Origin of the sequence: Cyanobium sp. N5-Cardenillas (assembly GCF_024345515.1) — a bacterium.
Lineage (GTDB): Bacteria > Cyanobacteriota > Cyanobacteriia > PCC-6307 > Cyanobiaceae > Cyanobium.
Map to the genome: position 1 here is coordinate 1 of NZ_JAGQBG010000064.1, position 13,293 is coordinate 13,293.

14 protein-coding genes and 1 pseudogene are annotated in these 13,293 nt (G+C 68.7%); 6 read left to right on the forward strand and 9 right to left on the reverse strand.

Translation table 11 applies throughout. The features are described 5' to 3' along the window. On the forward strand, positions 1 to 121 hold a 121-nt coding region (locus tag KBZ04_RS07005; protein ID WP_254991243.1), incomplete at its 5' end, for a cupin domain-containing protein. Here KBZ04_RS07005 and KBZ04_RS07010 read toward each other — a convergent pair. The 6 genes from KBZ04_RS07010 to KBZ04_RS07035 all read right to left on the reverse strand — a co-directional run bounded on the left by KBZ04_RS07010 (position 118) and on the right by KBZ04_RS07035 (position 5,070). Beyond that, positions 118 to 954, reverse strand: a complete 837-nt coding sequence (locus tag KBZ04_RS07010) for a metal ABC transporter permease (protein ID WP_409995942.1) — start codon at positions 952 to 954, stop codon at positions 118 to 120. The two genes, KBZ04_RS07005 and KBZ04_RS07010, sit on opposite strands and share 4 nt — an antisense overlap. Positions 955 to 1,157: 203 nt before the next feature. Beyond that, on the reverse strand, positions 1,158 to 1,370 hold the full coding sequence (locus KBZ04_RS07015) for a hypothetical protein (protein ID WP_254991231.1): 213 nt from the start codon (positions 1,368 to 1,370) through the stop codon (positions 1,158 to 1,160). A gap of 269 nt (positions 1,371 to 1,639) precedes the next feature. Continuing rightward, positions 1,640 to 2,008 carry an AbrB family transcriptional regulator gene (locus tag KBZ04_RS07020; protein ID WP_254991232.1) on the reverse strand — a complete coding sequence of 123 codons (369 nt, stop codon included), beginning with the start codon at positions 2,006 to 2,008 and terminating at the stop codon, positions 1,640 to 1,642. Positions 2,009 to 2,224: 216 nt separating this feature from the next. Then, entirely contained in the window at positions 2,225 to 3,457 is a 1,233-nt protein-coding gene (locus tag KBZ04_RS07025) for a mechanosensitive ion channel family protein (protein ID WP_254991233.1), read from the reverse strand. Next, a complete protein-coding gene (locus tag KBZ04_RS07030) occupies positions 3,454 to 4,695 on the reverse strand; it encodes an extracellular solute-binding protein (RefSeq protein WP_254991234.1) in 1,242 nt (413 codons plus the stop codon). The genes KBZ04_RS07025 and KBZ04_RS07030 overlap by 4 nt, the downstream gene beginning before the upstream one ends. A 120-nt stretch (positions 4,696 to 4,815) precedes the next feature. After that, positions 4,816 to 5,070, reverse strand: coding sequence for a hypothetical protein (locus KBZ04_RS07035; RefSeq protein WP_216906524.1), 255 nt, complete (start codon positions 5,068 to 5,070; stop codon positions 4,816 to 4,818). Between the two features lie 62 nt (positions 5,071 to 5,132). Here KBZ04_RS07035 and KBZ04_RS07040 point away from each other — a divergent pair, with 62 nt between their 5' ends. Then, entirely contained in the window at positions 5,133 to 5,612 is a 480-nt protein-coding gene (locus KBZ04_RS07040; RefSeq protein ID WP_254991235.1) for a protein phosphatase, read from the forward strand. 29 nt (positions 5,613 to 5,641) lie between these two features. Beyond that, positions 5,642 to 6,304 (forward strand): 2OG-Fe(II) oxygenase, encoded by a 663-nt coding sequence (locus KBZ04_RS07045; RefSeq protein ID WP_254991237.1) that lies wholly within the window; start codon positions 5,642 to 5,644, stop codon positions 6,302 to 6,304. 4 nt (positions 6,305 to 6,308) lie between these two features. On the opposite strand, the gene KBZ04_RS07050 is transcribed toward KBZ04_RS07045, so the two are convergent. Beyond that, entirely contained in the window at positions 6,309 to 7,679 is a 1,371-nt protein-coding gene (locus tag KBZ04_RS07050; RefSeq protein WP_254991238.1) for a 1-acyl-sn-glycerol-3-phosphate acyltransferase, read from the reverse strand. Between the two features lie 67 nt (positions 7,680 to 7,746). Between KBZ04_RS07050 and KBZ04_RS07055 the strand changes: the two genes are divergently transcribed. Further along, on the forward strand, positions 7,747 to 8,448 hold the full coding sequence (locus tag KBZ04_RS07055) for a Coq4 family protein (protein ID WP_254991239.1): 702 nt from the start codon (positions 7,747 to 7,749) through the stop codon (positions 8,446 to 8,448). Between the two features lie 39 nt (positions 8,449 to 8,487). Here the strand turns inward: KBZ04_RS07055 and KBZ04_RS07060 are convergent, their stop codons facing one another. Both KBZ04_RS07060 and KBZ04_RS07065 read right to left on the reverse strand, forming a co-directional pair. Then, positions 8,488 to 8,997 (reverse strand): hypothetical protein, encoded by a 510-nt coding sequence (locus KBZ04_RS07060; RefSeq protein ID WP_254991240.1) that lies wholly within the window; start codon positions 8,995 to 8,997, stop codon positions 8,488 to 8,490. Next, entirely contained in the window at positions 8,994 to 10,157 is a 1,164-nt protein-coding gene (locus KBZ04_RS07065) for a DUF2157 domain-containing protein (protein WP_254991241.1), read from the reverse strand. Before KBZ04_RS07065 ends, KBZ04_RS07060 begins: the two co-directional genes overlap by 4 nt. A gap of 453 nt (positions 10,158 to 10,610) precedes the next feature. Here KBZ04_RS07065 and KBZ04_RS07070 point away from each other — a divergent pair, with 453 nt between their 5' ends. Further along, positions 10,611 to 12,965, forward strand: coding sequence for an arylsulfatase (locus KBZ04_RS07070; protein ID WP_254991242.1), 2,355 nt, complete (start codon positions 10,611 to 10,613; stop codon positions 12,963 to 12,965). A gap of 5 nt (positions 12,966 to 12,970) precedes the next feature. Beyond that, positions 12,971 to 13,293: pseudogene (locus KBZ04_RS07075) on the forward strand (hypothetical protein); the annotation flags it as partial.

The window sequence follows — 13,293 nt, forward strand, 5'->3', positions numbered from 1 at the left end:
TGCCTATCCCGCCGGCACCTGGCTGCGCAACCCGCCCGGCAGCCGCCATGCACCCTTCAGCCAGAGCGGCTGCCTGATCTGGGTCAAGACCGGCCACCTGGCCACGCTGGTCCCTGCCTAGGGGGTTGCAACCCCACCCCGGAATGGGGCCAGCGCCAGGGCGGTGAGGAAGCCCACCAGCTGGGCGATCACCACACTCGGGCCGGACGGCAGGGCGAAGGCGGCGGAGAGCAGCAGACCCAGCACGGCGCAGGCGGCCCCCAGCGCGGCGGCCAGGGCCACATAGGTGTCGAAGCGGCGGCTCACCAGCCGCGACGCGCAGGCGGGGATGACCACGAAGGCACTGATCAGCAGCACCCCCACCGCCTTGACGGAGATGGCCACCACTACGGCCAACAGGATCAGAAACAGCAACCGGTGCACGGAGACGGCGACGCCCCGGGACCGGGCCAGGGGTTCGTCGAGGGTGAGCAGCACCTGGTCGCGCCGGGTGAGGGTGAGGTAGCCGGTGGTGATGACGAGCAGGACGCCGATCAGGGCGAGGTCGAGCCAGGTGACCCCCAGGATGTCGCCGAAGAGCAGCTGCTGGATGCCGCCCTTGTAGACCCGCAGCAGGCTCAGGGCCACCACGGCCATGGCCAGCGACGAGGAGTAGACGATGTTCAGCAGGGCATCCGCCGGCAGGCGACTGCGTTGCACCAGCTGGTTCGTCATCAGGGCGAAGAGCACCGCAAAGGGGATCAGCACCAGGGTGGGATCGATGCCCAGCAGGATGCCCAGCGTGATGCCGAGCAGGGCGGAATGGCCCAGGGCGTCACTGAAGAAGGAGAGCTGGCGCAGCACCGCAAAACTTCCCAGCACCCCGCCGAGGGCGCCGCTCAACAGCCCTCCCAGCAGGGCCCGCTGCATGAACGGCAGCTGCAGCAGTCCCACCAGGGTCGATCCTTCCGCCATGTCCACGGCCATCGGCCCAGGCTACCCAGGCTGCCCGGCGCCACCCTGGCGTCAGGAGGGAGTGTGGGCCATGGCCTCGCAGACCAGGGCCAGGGAGGCCGCCAGCAGAACCAGGCGGCCGGCCCGGCAGAACAGGCGTGAGGCGACGACGAAACCCATCGGGATCATGGCGGTGCTCCGTTTCAGGGCAAGGGGGAAAAGACTCAGCGGCCCGTCGTCTGCAGGGGGCGGAGGTCCGGGAGGGCCACCGAAAAGGCGGGGGATCCGTGACGGGTCAGGGGCCAGCGCCGCACCCAGCAGCTGTCGGTTTCTTCGTCGATGCTGATGACCTGGTAGGTGCCGCCTTGGCGGCTGCTCAGCTGTACGAAGCCGCCGGGGTGGGGAGCTGCGGAGGAATGGGGGGAGGGGTAAGGCATGGGTCAGACCACGCGTCAGCCCATAACGTAACAGAAAGTTGCAGATTGATTGACGAAAACCACCTTGGTGTGCATTCCAAGTCACATGACGGTTGTCCCTGGCCCAAAAATGCGTAACCCCCTCGGGGCGGGCCCAAGGGGGTTACTTTGCGAAAGCAGTGGGGAGTTGATCAATCTCCCTGCCCCGCAAGATCGTTCTAGATCGGCAGTAACGGCTACAGCGCAGGCCTGCACATTCCGTCACAGGCCAGACGCCGTTGCGCTTCGGCTCACTCGTCGTCGTCGGAGCCGCCCACCGGCACCAGGCGAATCGCCTTGCGACCCAGCTTGATCTCGAATTCGTCGCCCGGCTCGAGGCCCAGCATGGCGGTGTAGGCCTTGCCCACCAGCAGGTTGCCGTTGAACTGGACCTTGGCGGTATAGCCGAGTTTGCGGCCGGCCTTGGTGGCTGTCTTGCCCACGCCATCGCCGAGGTTGATCCCCTTGGCATCGAGAAGCGCTTCGTAGAAGGCTGTGAAGTTCAGGCGCTCATTACCGTCCTTCTTGGTGCTTACGTAGCCGCAGCTACGGACCAGATCCGATTTTGAAGCGTCTCCCAGCTCTTTCACCTTGGCGAGCAGATCGGCACCTTTGAGCATGATGCAATGGCGGTGGGTATTGGACGGAATTGTACAACTCGGGCCTGCGATCGCCAGTTGGGCCAGGTTCGGCTTTCCCCGCTCTCTGTCCCTATTCATCGCGGCCACTCTCACAGCAGCGGCTGTGCGCCCGGCACCGACCGATGACCATGGCCGGAGGGACGCAATCCGGCAACGCAGGCTAACCATGAGGCTGCCCTGGCTGGCTTGCACCCTTCAGCTCTTCGGAGGACCCTCCACCTGATACTGCACCTGCTGGGGAAAGGGGATCTCGATGTCCCGGTCCCGGAAGGCCCGCCAGATACCCGCCTGGACTTCGCTGCAGATGGACACGTTATCCATCGGGTTGGCTATCCAGAAGCGCAGGGCATAGTCGATGGAGGAATCGCCGTAGCGCAGCAGCAGGCCCTTCGGTGGAGGGGTGGGAAGAATGCGGTTCTGGCTGCGGGCCGTTGCCTCCAGCAGGGCGATCACCTCCTCCGGGTCATGGTGGTAGGCCGCACTCACCAGCACCTGGCTGCGCCGCAGGGTATCGCTGCCGGTGTAGGTCACGGTGGTGCTGGTGAAGAACGTCTGGTTCGGGATCACCAGTTCGGCGTTATCCCGGTCGCGCCAGAGCACGGCGGCCCGCAGGCCGAGGCTGCGCACCTCGCAGGGATCACCATCGATGAACAGCACCTCCCCGGGCCGCACCGATCCCTCGAACAACAGCCACAACCCACTGACGAAATTGGAGAAGACTTCCTTGATGCCGAACCCCAGGCCCACCGAGAGGCCACCGGCCACCGCCAGGATCGCGGTGCGGTTGAATCCCACGTGATCGAGGGCCCAGACGATCCCCAGGGCCACCGCCGCATATCGGATCATGAGGGCCAGGGCACGTCGGCTGCCGTTGCTGATGCCCACGCTGCGCTGCACCAGCCAGGCCATCCCCTGCGCTGGGGGTCCCGTTCCCATGGCGAGCACATAGACGATGAGAACCGCCAGGAAGAAGCTGCCCAGGGTCACTTCCGATCCGAACCATTCCCCGATGGGGATGAGGGCCAGATCCTGGGGGTTGTCGAACACCCGGATCACCAGCAGGGCAGCGATCAGCAGGTAGGCGGGCCGAATCAGGCGGGTCTCGAGCAGCTGTATCTGCTGGGGCTCGATGAACCGGACCAGCAGACCACGCACCCCTTCCAGCCCCAGCCAGCCCAGGTACAGCAGCAGCCCCAGCAGCAGCAGACCGTAGGGATGGCCTCCGAGCCCCAGCACCAGCGCCAGCAGGCCCAGCAGGCTGGGGATCACCACCCTGGGATGGCCTGCAGGGGGAAACCGGGGAGCCAGCCTCCGGCGCAGGACCCCTTGGCCGAGGAACACCAGCAGCAGCAGAAGTACCTGGATGCGTACGTCGAAGCGCTGCAGATAGCCGAACCAGCCGACGATCTCCATGAGCAGTTCGCTCATCGCGACCTCCCACCACTCAGCAGCTCAATCAGACCTGTGAGGGTGGCCTGGGGGCTCAGATCATCAAAGAGAAAGCGGGTCAGCAGCGCCTGCCAGGCCTCCCTCTGGCCCTTGCTGCTCCCCTCCACCAGCCGGATCGTGGCCCGTTGCATCGACTGCTGTCGCCCCACCACCATGGCGGCCACCACGGAGGAACTGCGCACCGGCGGAGCCACCTCCCGATTCACGGGCAGCACGAACTGGCTGCGCAGGATCATGTCCCGCTGGTGCAGGGGACTGATGGCGAAGCGGGCCAGTGCCAGGGCCAGCTGGCGCTGGACCGGACTCGAATTGACACCGAAGGCCAGCACCCGCTCCCTGGTGATCGGGCTGGCGCTCCCGTGGGGACCGGAGGGCAGGGGTGCCACCCCCATATGCTTTCCCAGCCTTGCCTTGACGCGGCTGAGGTTGATGCTGCGGCAGGGAATCCAGTCGAGGGTCCCCGCGATCAGACCCTTCAGCAGTTCCGGCTCGGTGGGGTAGAAGGTGACGTGTTGCTGCTGGTCCGCCTGGCGCAGCCAGCTCAGCCAGCTCTCCAGGCCCTGCCGGGTCACCGGCGTCACCGGCTGCCGGGCCAGCAGGCTGCTCACGGCATCGATCGCTCCCAGGGGTCCCAGGGTCCAGGCCAGGTTGACGGCATCGAGGGACAGCCCCACCTCCATCCCCTTGGCGCTGAGGGCCAGCAGCTCGCTGAGAGTGGCGGGGCTGCGGTCGACTCGTCGCCGGTCGAAGCAGGCCACCTGGGGCTGGAGCTCCATGGGAAGGCCGGTCAGGGTCCCGTCCGTGCGCCGTACCCGCACCACGGAGCCCGCATCGAGCTGTTCGAGCAGCGCGGCCGGGAAGGACACGGTGTCGATCAGCCGCTCCCGGACCAGATCCCGGGCGGTGGACTCGTTCACCAGCAGCAGATCCGGGCTCAGGCCGGTGCTGTTGCGCAGACGCAGTTCGTTCGGCAGGTTCTCTTCAGGGAACACCTCCACCTGGAGCCGTATCTTCGGCTGCAGGGTGCGGAACGTTGTCTGGAGCATGGCCGTGCGTGCCCTGATCTCCTTCTGCAGCTCGCCATCGATGGCGTCCTCGCTGACTCCCACCGCGATGTACACAGTGCCTTCGAGGGGGCGCAGCATTGGCTGCAGCCGTTGCCCGTTGCAGCCCGCCAGGGAGACGAGCAGCGGCAGGACCAGCCCTGCGGTAACCACCCTGATGGCCGCAGGTCGCGTCTGGGCAGGCGGGGTCGGGGGGCGCTGGCGGAGGAGCATCACACCGGGAGGTTAGGGGCGCTCGTCTCCGCGGGCACCCCTGGCCCTCTCCAGAGCGGATCAGTCCTCGGGGTAGAGCAGCTCGGCGAGTTCGTCGGGGTCCACGTCGTAGACCCGCGCCAGGGTCGTTTCGATGGCGCTGGTCACCACATCCGGCAGGAAACGCATCGCGTTCAGGGCGTCGTCGGCGATGTCATCGGTGAGGAGCTTCTCGCCCCCCAGTTTCTCGTCGTTGATCACGGCCATCACCCAGCTCTGGTAAGCGGTGACGAGATCGGCGAACTCGAGCTCAGGATCGTTCAGATCGAGGGCCATCGGGCGTCTCCAGGGACGGACGTTGCCCCTGCAGTTTGCCGCCTGGCCGTCAGGATGGATGGATGGATCAGGAACCCCTGCCATCGGCGGCCTCCCTGCAGGGCACCCTGTTCGACTTCGCCATCGCCGAGCTGGTGCGCGGCCATCGCGAGAGCTTCCCGCCCCTGTGGACGGCCGAGAGCTGGGCCAAGCTGCTCATCTGGCTGGCCCTCAGCTGTGGCTGCTCCGGTGAGGCCCGGGCTCTCGAGGCCTTCGCGGCGGCCCTGGGTCCGGTGCTCACGGCCCGGATGCGGCGGCTGTACTTCGAGCGGGAGCTCCCTGACCTGAACCTGCGCGTGATGGCCGATCCGGCCGAGCAACAGGTGCTGCTGCTGGCCCTCGATGCGGGCCAGAACGCCGATGCGGGACCAGCGGGGTCGTTGGATCCGGAGCGGGTGGCGGTGGCCCTGCAGGCCGTTGGCCTCAGCGCCCTGGTGACGCCCGATCGCAGCCGCTGGCAGTCGCTGGAGGCGCTGGTGGCGGTGCCTTGGCAGTCGTTCTAGGTTCGCTGCCAGCGAGATCCCTGGCGCGGATGCGGCTCATCGGCAGCTTCGAGGATCCCGGCTACGTGGCCCTGGCCGATGCGGCGATGGCGTTCTTCGACCGTCGCAGCGACCTGCAGCGCAGCGGCGTGGCCTTCTCCTTCGGCAGCGACGGCGATCCCGGCACGGGTGCCGAGGCCGGCACCGCGGGCGATCCCGGCAAGATCTCCACCGACATCAGCCTGGTGTGGCTCGATCGCTCCGACCCCGAGGCCCAGGGGCTGGCGGACGTGATCATGCGGAGTGTGTCCGCGGGCCTGAAGCGCTACCTGGCCGAGCGCCCCCTGTTCCTCAGCTGCTGTCCGGAGCGCTCCCTGTTCGTCAATCCGATCTTCAACCTGCAGCGCTATGCGCCGGGGGAGGGGTTCTTCAGCTGGCACTGCGACTGGAACACCAGCGACGAGGCCACCGAGCCGATCCGCAGGGTGCTGGCCTGGATCCTCTACCTCAACACGGTGCCGGACGGTGGCACCGAATTCCACTGGCAGGACCACCACGTCGAGGCGGTCAAGGGGAAGCTGGCGATCTTTCCCGCCGGCCTGTCCCACCTGCACCGGGGCCGCGTCAGCCACAGCCACACCAAGACCATCGCCACCGGCTGGATCAATGCCGGAACCCTGGACGCCTACGTGGCCCGTCTCGCCGCCGGCTGAGGCCTCACCCCAGCGCCGAGGGCACGATCAGCCGCTGCAGCCGGAGGGCCAGCTCCTCGGTGAGCGCCTGCACCGCCTGGCGCCGATCGCGGCGGTAGGCCGCCATCCGTTCGTTCACCACGATCGGCCCATCGACGCTGATCCGGGCCCGCAGCCGGCCCAGTCGCGGGCGCTTGTTGGCGGTCTGGCCCTGGATCCGGCACTGGGTGTCCCAGAGCAGCAGCAGCGTGTCGGCGAAGCGCTCCTGGCTGGGTCGCTCGCGCACATAGCTGCCACTCACGGCGACGAAGGATTCCACCACACGCATGTGCCAGAGCTGGGCCTCGGTTTCGGCCGCCAGCCTGTCGGCCAGTCCCTGGGCCAGGGGACTCAGGGGAGCGGCCGAGGAGGGCCGGGCGGGATAGAGCCGATCCCAGCCCGCCTGCTCCAGGCGCCGGCAGCGGTCGGTGAGGCTGCCGCTGGGTTGCAGCCCGAAGGACAGCTCCACCCGCCGCAGGGCCAGATCCATCAGCCGCTGCAGCCGGGGCCCGAAGGGGGTGGTGGCGGCCTCCGTAGCCGGGACGTCCCCGTCCGGCAGGGGCAGGTGCACCTTGTCGCGGTAGAAGGCCTCCATCTGCTCGAGCATGCGCTCCCCGAGCCGCACCAGCCGCTCCAGCAGCCGGGCGGCGGCCAGGTCGTGGCTGGGATCGGGCTCCAGGCCCGCCCCCTCCTCCAGGCGGCAGAGCAGGGTCTCGATCGCCCCCCAGATCGGGTTGGTGTAGCTGTACTGCAGGCCGATCGGCAGCAGGTCCATGCGTTCGCGGCGACCGGCGTCGGCGAGGTCGGCGGCTGTCCAGAAGGCGAGCTGGGCGGTGCCGGGCTCCAGGGGGCTGAGCAACTCGTTGTGGCCATTGGTGGCCCCTTCCGGTGCCAGGGCGAAGGGGTGGGGGCCGTCCAGCAGCAGTCGCCGGGCCGTGCGCAGGGCCGGCAGATCGAGCTTGCTGCGCTGGATCGAGCCGCCCCCCAGGTGGGTGAACAGCCAGCCCATCCCCGCCCCGGCCCAGAGGGGGATGCCGCGGTCGAACAGGAACTGGCTGGTGGGGGCCGGATCGAAGCGCAGGCCCTTTCGCCGTCCGGCCCGGGCCAGTTCCACCCACAGCAGCTGGGCCATGCTCAGGGGATCGTCGAGGCTGGGGTGCCGGAAGGCGAGCAGCAGCCGGCTCTCCCCGGCCTGGAAGGCGCGCATCGCCTCCACCAGCGTCGCCATGCCCTCCACCTCCACCGTGTCGATCCGGCTGCGCCAGCGCAGCCAGAGCGGCAGCACCAGCCGCCCCACCGCCAGCACCCGCCCATCGAGCCGGGGGGGCAGGAACTCCAGGGGCGGGGCGGTGGCCATGGCCGGAGGTTAGGCGGGCAAAAATGGGGAGAATGGCTACCCGACCAGCTGCCGCCCCGACTGCGCGATGAAGATCGATCCCGCACTGCGTCACCGGGCGCTGCGCACGGCCGTGGGGGTGCTGGAGACCGCCCGCGATCCCGAGCACACCCTGACCCATGCCCTGCCGATGCTGGATCTGCTGACCAACTCGCCCCTCGGCGAGCTGGGCCGGGAGCAACTGCTGGCGGATGACGCCCTGCGAGCTCTGGCCGAGGAGCAGTACTGGGGCCCCTGGCCAGCGGCCGAGGAGCTGGGCCGGATGCCGCCCGGCAGCCTCGGCCGGTTGCACCAGGAGCGCTTCGAGCGCCTGGGGCTGCATGCCGTCCCGCCACCGGACACCAGCCGCATGGATGGCCCGGGGGGGTATCTGCAGCTGAGGCTGCGGGCCACCCACGATCTCCACCACGTGGTGCTGGCGATCCCCTCCGATGTGGCCGGGGAGGCCAGTGGTTCGGCCTATTACGCCTCCGCCCTGCGCCAAGCGGGGTCGGTCGCTGTGCTGGCGGCCTGGATGGTCCACGGTTTCCTGGCCCCCGAGGAGGACGCCCTGATCTGGGACGGCATCCGCTTCGGCCTGGACGTGGCCCGTCGCCTGGGTCCCCGCCTGCTGGCGATGCGCTGGGAGGAGGGCTGGGAGACCCCCATCACCACCTGGCGGGAGCGGCTGGGGCTCGAGGAGCTGCTGCGCCACACCCCGTTCCCCGGCGAACTGGCCCTGATGCGCTGAAGCGGCAGACCCCCTGGGTCGGCGCAGCCCCCGGGGGCCTCAGTGCAGCTCCAGCGGCTTGATCGGCCCGTCGCCCCGCTGCACCCCCAGCCGGATCGGCCGCGGCGGACCCTGTGCCGGCAGGGTCACCTCCACCCACAGCTGCTCGCCGTCCTGGCGGCGGGAGGGATCCGCCACCCCGGGCGGGATGAAGTAGGCCACCGATGGCCCCAGGCGCCAGTGTTTGTCCTGCGGTGTCGCCGGCAGGCTGCGGGAACGGGGGGTGCCGGGTCCGGCCAGCTCGGCCCGCACCCGGGCGGCCTCGCTGCGCAGCACCAGCCGCTCCCCCGACCAGGGCCTGGACTGTCCGGCCGGCACCTCGGGGGCCGGCACCAGCAGGGCCAGGTTCACGTAGCGCCCCCGGATCGGCAGGTACGGATCCACCGGCTCGCTCAGGATCCAGCCCCGGGGCCGGGTGGCCCGATCCAGCAGCAGCTGGCCCCCCAGGCTCAGCAGCAGTCCGCCCTGCAGCAGGGCCAGCAGCAGGCCGCGCGCCGGCCCGGGGATCATGGGGTCCCCCTGCCGAGGGCCCGGGCCACGAGCTGCCGCCGCAGCAGCTCCAGGCCCCAGCCGCCGCCGAGGAACAGCACCCCCAGGCCGATCAGGCTGGCGGAGCGCCCCAGGCTGTCCATCACCTGGGACACGTAGAAGGCCAGTACGTCGATGGCGATCAGGGCGGCGCCGAGGTTGACCCGCTCGGAGCGGCCCTCCATCACGCCCCAGGCCACCAGCAGCAGGCCGCCCACCGCCCACCACAGATGGGTGAACACGCCGGCGTCCTGCTGGGTGCTCCAGGCCAGCGCCACCCCCGGCAGCAGCCAGCCGATCGCCACCGCCAGGGGCCAGGCGCGCCGGCCCCGCAGGCGCAGGCCCAGCAGCAGGGGGGCCCCCAGGGCCACGGCCCAGCCGCAGAACGCCAGCGCCAGCGGCAGGGGTGCGGTGGCTGGAGCCCAGTGGGTGAACAGCTGCCAGAGCAGGCCCGCCGGCAGCAGGCCCAGACCGCCCAGCCAGAGCAGCACCCGCCGCGCCGCCGGGGCGGGGCCCGCCCCCGCCGGCGCCGCCAGATAACAGAGGCTGAGCAGCACCAGGCCCGCCGCCGGCGCCAGCACGGCCGTCGGATCCCCGGATCCTCGCTGCAGTGCCTCGGTGGCGGCGTCGACGGCCCGCTGCCATTCACTGAGCAGCCAGGCCGGCCCCAGCAGGGCCAGCAGCGCCAGCTGGGGCCACTGGCGCAGCAAGACCCAGCCCAGGCCCGCGCCGATGGCCCAGAGCAGCAGCCCCAGGGGCCAGTGGGCCTTGAGGTGGAACAGCTGGCCGGCCAGGAACAGGCCTGCCCCCAGGGTCACCGTGCCCACGCCGTGCAGGCTCACCGCCAGGGGCGGGAAGCGTTCCTCCACGGCGGCGGCGCCCCCGTGCAGTCCCACCACCAGGGCCAGAAGCAGCGCGAAACCCTGCGACGGCGCAAGGGCCTCCCAGTGGGTGGAGACGAACAGCAGCAGCCCGGCGGCCACCAGCACGCCCCCCAGGGCGATCGCCACCAGCACCGGCACCCGCAGCCGTCGGCGGCCGGGCTGGGCCCGCTCCCAGGCCCGGATGGCCTCGGCGCCGGCGGGGTCGATCAGGCCCGCCTGCCGCCATCGCTCCAGCCGTGATTCCCAGCCATCGCCCATGGCTGGAGGCTACGGGGAGTGGCGTTTTGCGACCACGGGCCCACGACCCGCGCCTCCCCCCTGCGCCTGCCGAGAACCTCGCCCACATTCATGACCCGGCTGGCCCGAATTCCACTGGCAGGACCACCATGTGGAGGCGGTGAAGTTCGCAGCAAGAGGTTCCGATCATTCCAGGCCCGAATCCATGTGCGAGCCACGAAATGCTCGCCATCGGATCCGCATTCTGATCGCCAACACCAGGGTCAACCTGGCGATGACCACAACATCGATCCGAAGGCTTCTTGCTGTGCCATTCGCATGCCGTACGCCCCCCTTCCGTCAAGGTGACGAGACACGTGGTGGGCTGAGATGGCAGCGCGGGAGGACGTTTGCAACAGTTTCGCGGGCCATGGGCTAGCCCAGGAGGCTCTGATTAGCGTTCCCAACAAGACCACAGCCGCTGCGACGTCCCCGATGCCCCTCAACGAATACAAGCCCGGCACCGCCTTCCCCGGTGTGATCGGCCGCACCGCCGATGTGTCGACCCCGGCCTGGCCCGAGCCCAACCGGGCGAAGGAGGGTGCGCCGAACGTGCTGTTCATCGTTCTGGACGACACGGGCTTCGGGCAGCTCGGCTGCTACGGGAGTCCGATCGCCACGCCGCATCTGGATGCCCTGGCGGCCGATGGGCTGCGCTACAGCAACATGCACACCACGGCGCTCTGCTCGCCGTCGCGCTCCTGCATGCTCACAGGGCGCAACCACCATTCCAACGGGTTGGCCTGCATCACCGAGGGGTCGATGGGCTATCCAGGCTCCAACGGCTACATCCCCTTCGAGAACGGCTTCCTCTCCGAAATCCTGCTGCAGAAGGGCTACAACACCTACGCCGTGGGCAAGTGGCACCTCACCCCGGCGGAGGCCACCTCCGCCGCCGGACCCTACGACCGCTGGCCCCTGGGCAGGGGTTTTGAGCGCTTCTACGGCTTCCTCGGCGGCGACACGCACCAGTACTACCCCGAGCTGGTGCGCGACAACACCCAGGTGGAACCAGAGATAACTCCTGAGCAGGGCTATCACCTCACGCCGGATCTGGTGGAGAAGGCGAAGGCAATGATCGCCGATGCCAAGCAGGTGGCACCGAACAAGCCCTTCTTCATGTACTTCTGCACCGGCGCCATGCATGCGCCCCACCATGTGCCGAAGGAATGGGCCGACAAATACAAGGGCCAGTTCGACGACGGCTGGGATGCCTACCGCGAGAGGACGTTCGCCCGCCAGAGGGAGCTGGGCATCATTCCCCCGAACACCACGCTCTCCCGCCACGATCCCGACGTGCAGGACTGGGCCTCTCTGTCGGACGATGAGCGCCGGTTGTATGCCCGCATGATGGAGGTGTTCGCCGGCTTCCTGGAGCACACGGACCACTACATCGGCGAGTTGATCGCGTTCCTCAAGGATCTGGGCGAATACGACAACACCCTGATCATGGTGATTTCCGACAACGGCGCCAGCTCCGAGGGCGGGCCCACCGGATCGGTGAACGAGGGCAAGTTCTTCAACAACGTGCCGGAAAACCTGGCGCAGAACCTGGCCGCCATCGACGACATCGGCGGACCGAAGTACTTCAACCACTACCCCTGGGGCTGGACCCATGCCGGCAACACCCCCTTCCGCCGCTGGAAGCGCGAGACCTACCGGGGCGGCACCAGCGATCCCTTCATCGTGAGCTGGCCGAAAGGCATCAACGCCCGGGGGGAGATCCGCAGCCAGTACGCCCATGCGATCGACATGGTGCCCACCGTGCTCGATGCCCTGGGGATCGAGGCGCCCACCACCATCCGGGGGGTGACCCAGAGCCCGATCGAGGGCTTCAGCCTGGTCTCCTCGTTCGACGAGGCCACTGCGGCGAGCCTGCATCTCACCCAGTACTTCGAGATGTTCGGCCATCGCTCCCTGTATCACCAGGGCTGGCGTGCGGTCTGCCCCTGGCCCGGTACCTCCTTCAGCGAATCGGGCCGCCGGTTCGGCGATCCGATCTCCTACGACCAGCTGATCCAGCTCGACGCCCACGGCTGGGAGCTCTACAACCTTGAGGAGGATTTCGCCGAAACCAACAACCTGGCCGCCACGGAGCGCGACCGGCTGATCGCCATGATCGGCATGTGGTACGTGGAGGCCGGCAAGTACAACGTGCTGCCGATCGACAGCCGCGGCACCCAGCGTTTCGGGGTCGAGCGCCCTCAGATCGCCGCCGATCGACAGCGTTACGTCTATTACCCCGGCACCCAGGTGGTGCCCACCAACGCGGCCCCCAGGGTGATGAACCGGCCCCACTCGATTTCCGTGGAGGCCCTGGTGCCCGAAGGCGGAGCCGATGGGGTGTTGTTCAGCATGGGGGGCAACGACGGTGGTTTTGCGTTCTACGTGCAGAACGGACTCCTCACCTACGGCTACAACTATGTTGCGGAGAGCCACTTCCGGATCACCTCCACGGCGTCGATTCCCAGCGGCCATCACATCTTCAGCGTGGAGTTCACCCCCACGGGTCCGGCCGATATCGCCAACGGCAAGGGCACCCCGGCGGCGATCAAGCTGTTCGTGGATGGCCAGGCCGTGGGTGAGGGCCATCTTCCGGTCACGATTCCCCTGAGCCTGGGCCTGGCAGCGGGGGCTGCGGTGGGCGCTGATCCTGGCTCCCCCACCATGCCCGATTACAAGCCACCCTTCGCCTTCGCCGGCACGGTGAAGCGGGCGCTGGTGGATGTGACCGGCACATCGGTGGAATCGCAGGAAGAGAAGATGCGGATGATCCTGGCGCGGCAGTAGTCGGCATGACCCAGAGCAAGCCGGTCAAATCCCTGCGCATCGAACTGCGCTGGTCCGCCGCGCTCGCGGTGGTCATCCTCTGGGCGCTGGAGAGGGGGCTGCCGAGCCGGTTCCGGCTCCTTCCTGTCGGCTTCGACTTCATCCTCTTCGCCACCGTTCTGATCCCGATGCTGGCCGTCGGACTGACGGCCGGCAGCACGAGGTGGTTGCGCATCGAGCGCGTCACCACCTGGATCTTCGTTGCTGTCGTCGGCAGCATCACACTGGCGAATCTGGTCGTTCTGATTCAGGAGATGCTGTTCGGCCGAGGACAGCTCAATGCCATCGA

What these genes read in the sequence shown, in the direction of transcription:
- KBZ04_RS07010 (WP_409995942.1), bottom strand. Translation starts at nt 954, where the DNA reads ATGGCGGAAGGATCGACCCTGGTGGGACTGCTGCAGCTGCCGTTCATG.
- KBZ04_RS07015 (WP_254991231.1), bottom strand. Translation starts at nt 1,370, where the DNA reads ATGCCTTACCCCTCCCCCCATTCCTCCGCAGCTCCCCACCCCGGCGGC.
- KBZ04_RS07020 (WP_254991232.1), bottom strand. Translation starts at nt 2,008, where the DNA reads ATGCTCAAAGGTGCCGATCTGCTCGCCAAGGTGAAAGAGCTGGGAGAC.
- KBZ04_RS07025 (WP_254991233.1), bottom strand. Translation starts at nt 3,457, where the DNA reads ATGAGCGAACTGCTCATGGAGATCGTCGGCTGGTTCGGCTATCTGCAG.
- KBZ04_RS07035 (WP_216906524.1), bottom strand. Translation starts at nt 5,070, where the DNA reads ATGGCCCTCGATCTGAACGATCCTGAGCTCGAGTTCGCCGATCTCGTC.
- KBZ04_RS07040 (WP_254991235.1), top strand. Translation starts at nt 5,133, where the DNA reads ATGGATCAGGAACCCCTGCCATCGGCGGCCTCCCTGCAGGGCACCCTG.
- KBZ04_RS07045 (WP_254991237.1), top strand. Translation starts at nt 5,642, where the DNA reads ATGCGGCTCATCGGCAGCTTCGAGGATCCCGGCTACGTGGCCCTGGCC.
- KBZ04_RS07050 (WP_254991238.1), bottom strand. Translation starts at nt 7,679, where the DNA reads ATGGCCACCGCCCCGCCCCTGGAGTTCCTGCCCCCCCGGCTCGATGGG.
- KBZ04_RS07055 (WP_254991239.1), top strand. Translation starts at nt 7,747, where the DNA reads ATGAAGATCGATCCCGCACTGCGTCACCGGGCGCTGCGCACGGCCGTG.
- KBZ04_RS07060 (WP_254991240.1), bottom strand. Translation starts at nt 8,997, where the DNA reads ATGATCCCCGGGCCGGCGCGCGGCCTGCTGCTGGCCCTGCTGCAGGGC.
- KBZ04_RS07065 (WP_254991241.1), bottom strand. Translation starts at nt 10,157, where the DNA reads ATGGGCGATGGCTGGGAATCACGGCTGGAGCGATGGCGGCAGGCGGGC.
- KBZ04_RS07070 (WP_254991242.1), top strand. Translation starts at nt 10,611, where the DNA reads ATGCCCCTCAACGAATACAAGCCCGGCACCGCCTTCCCCGGTGTGATC.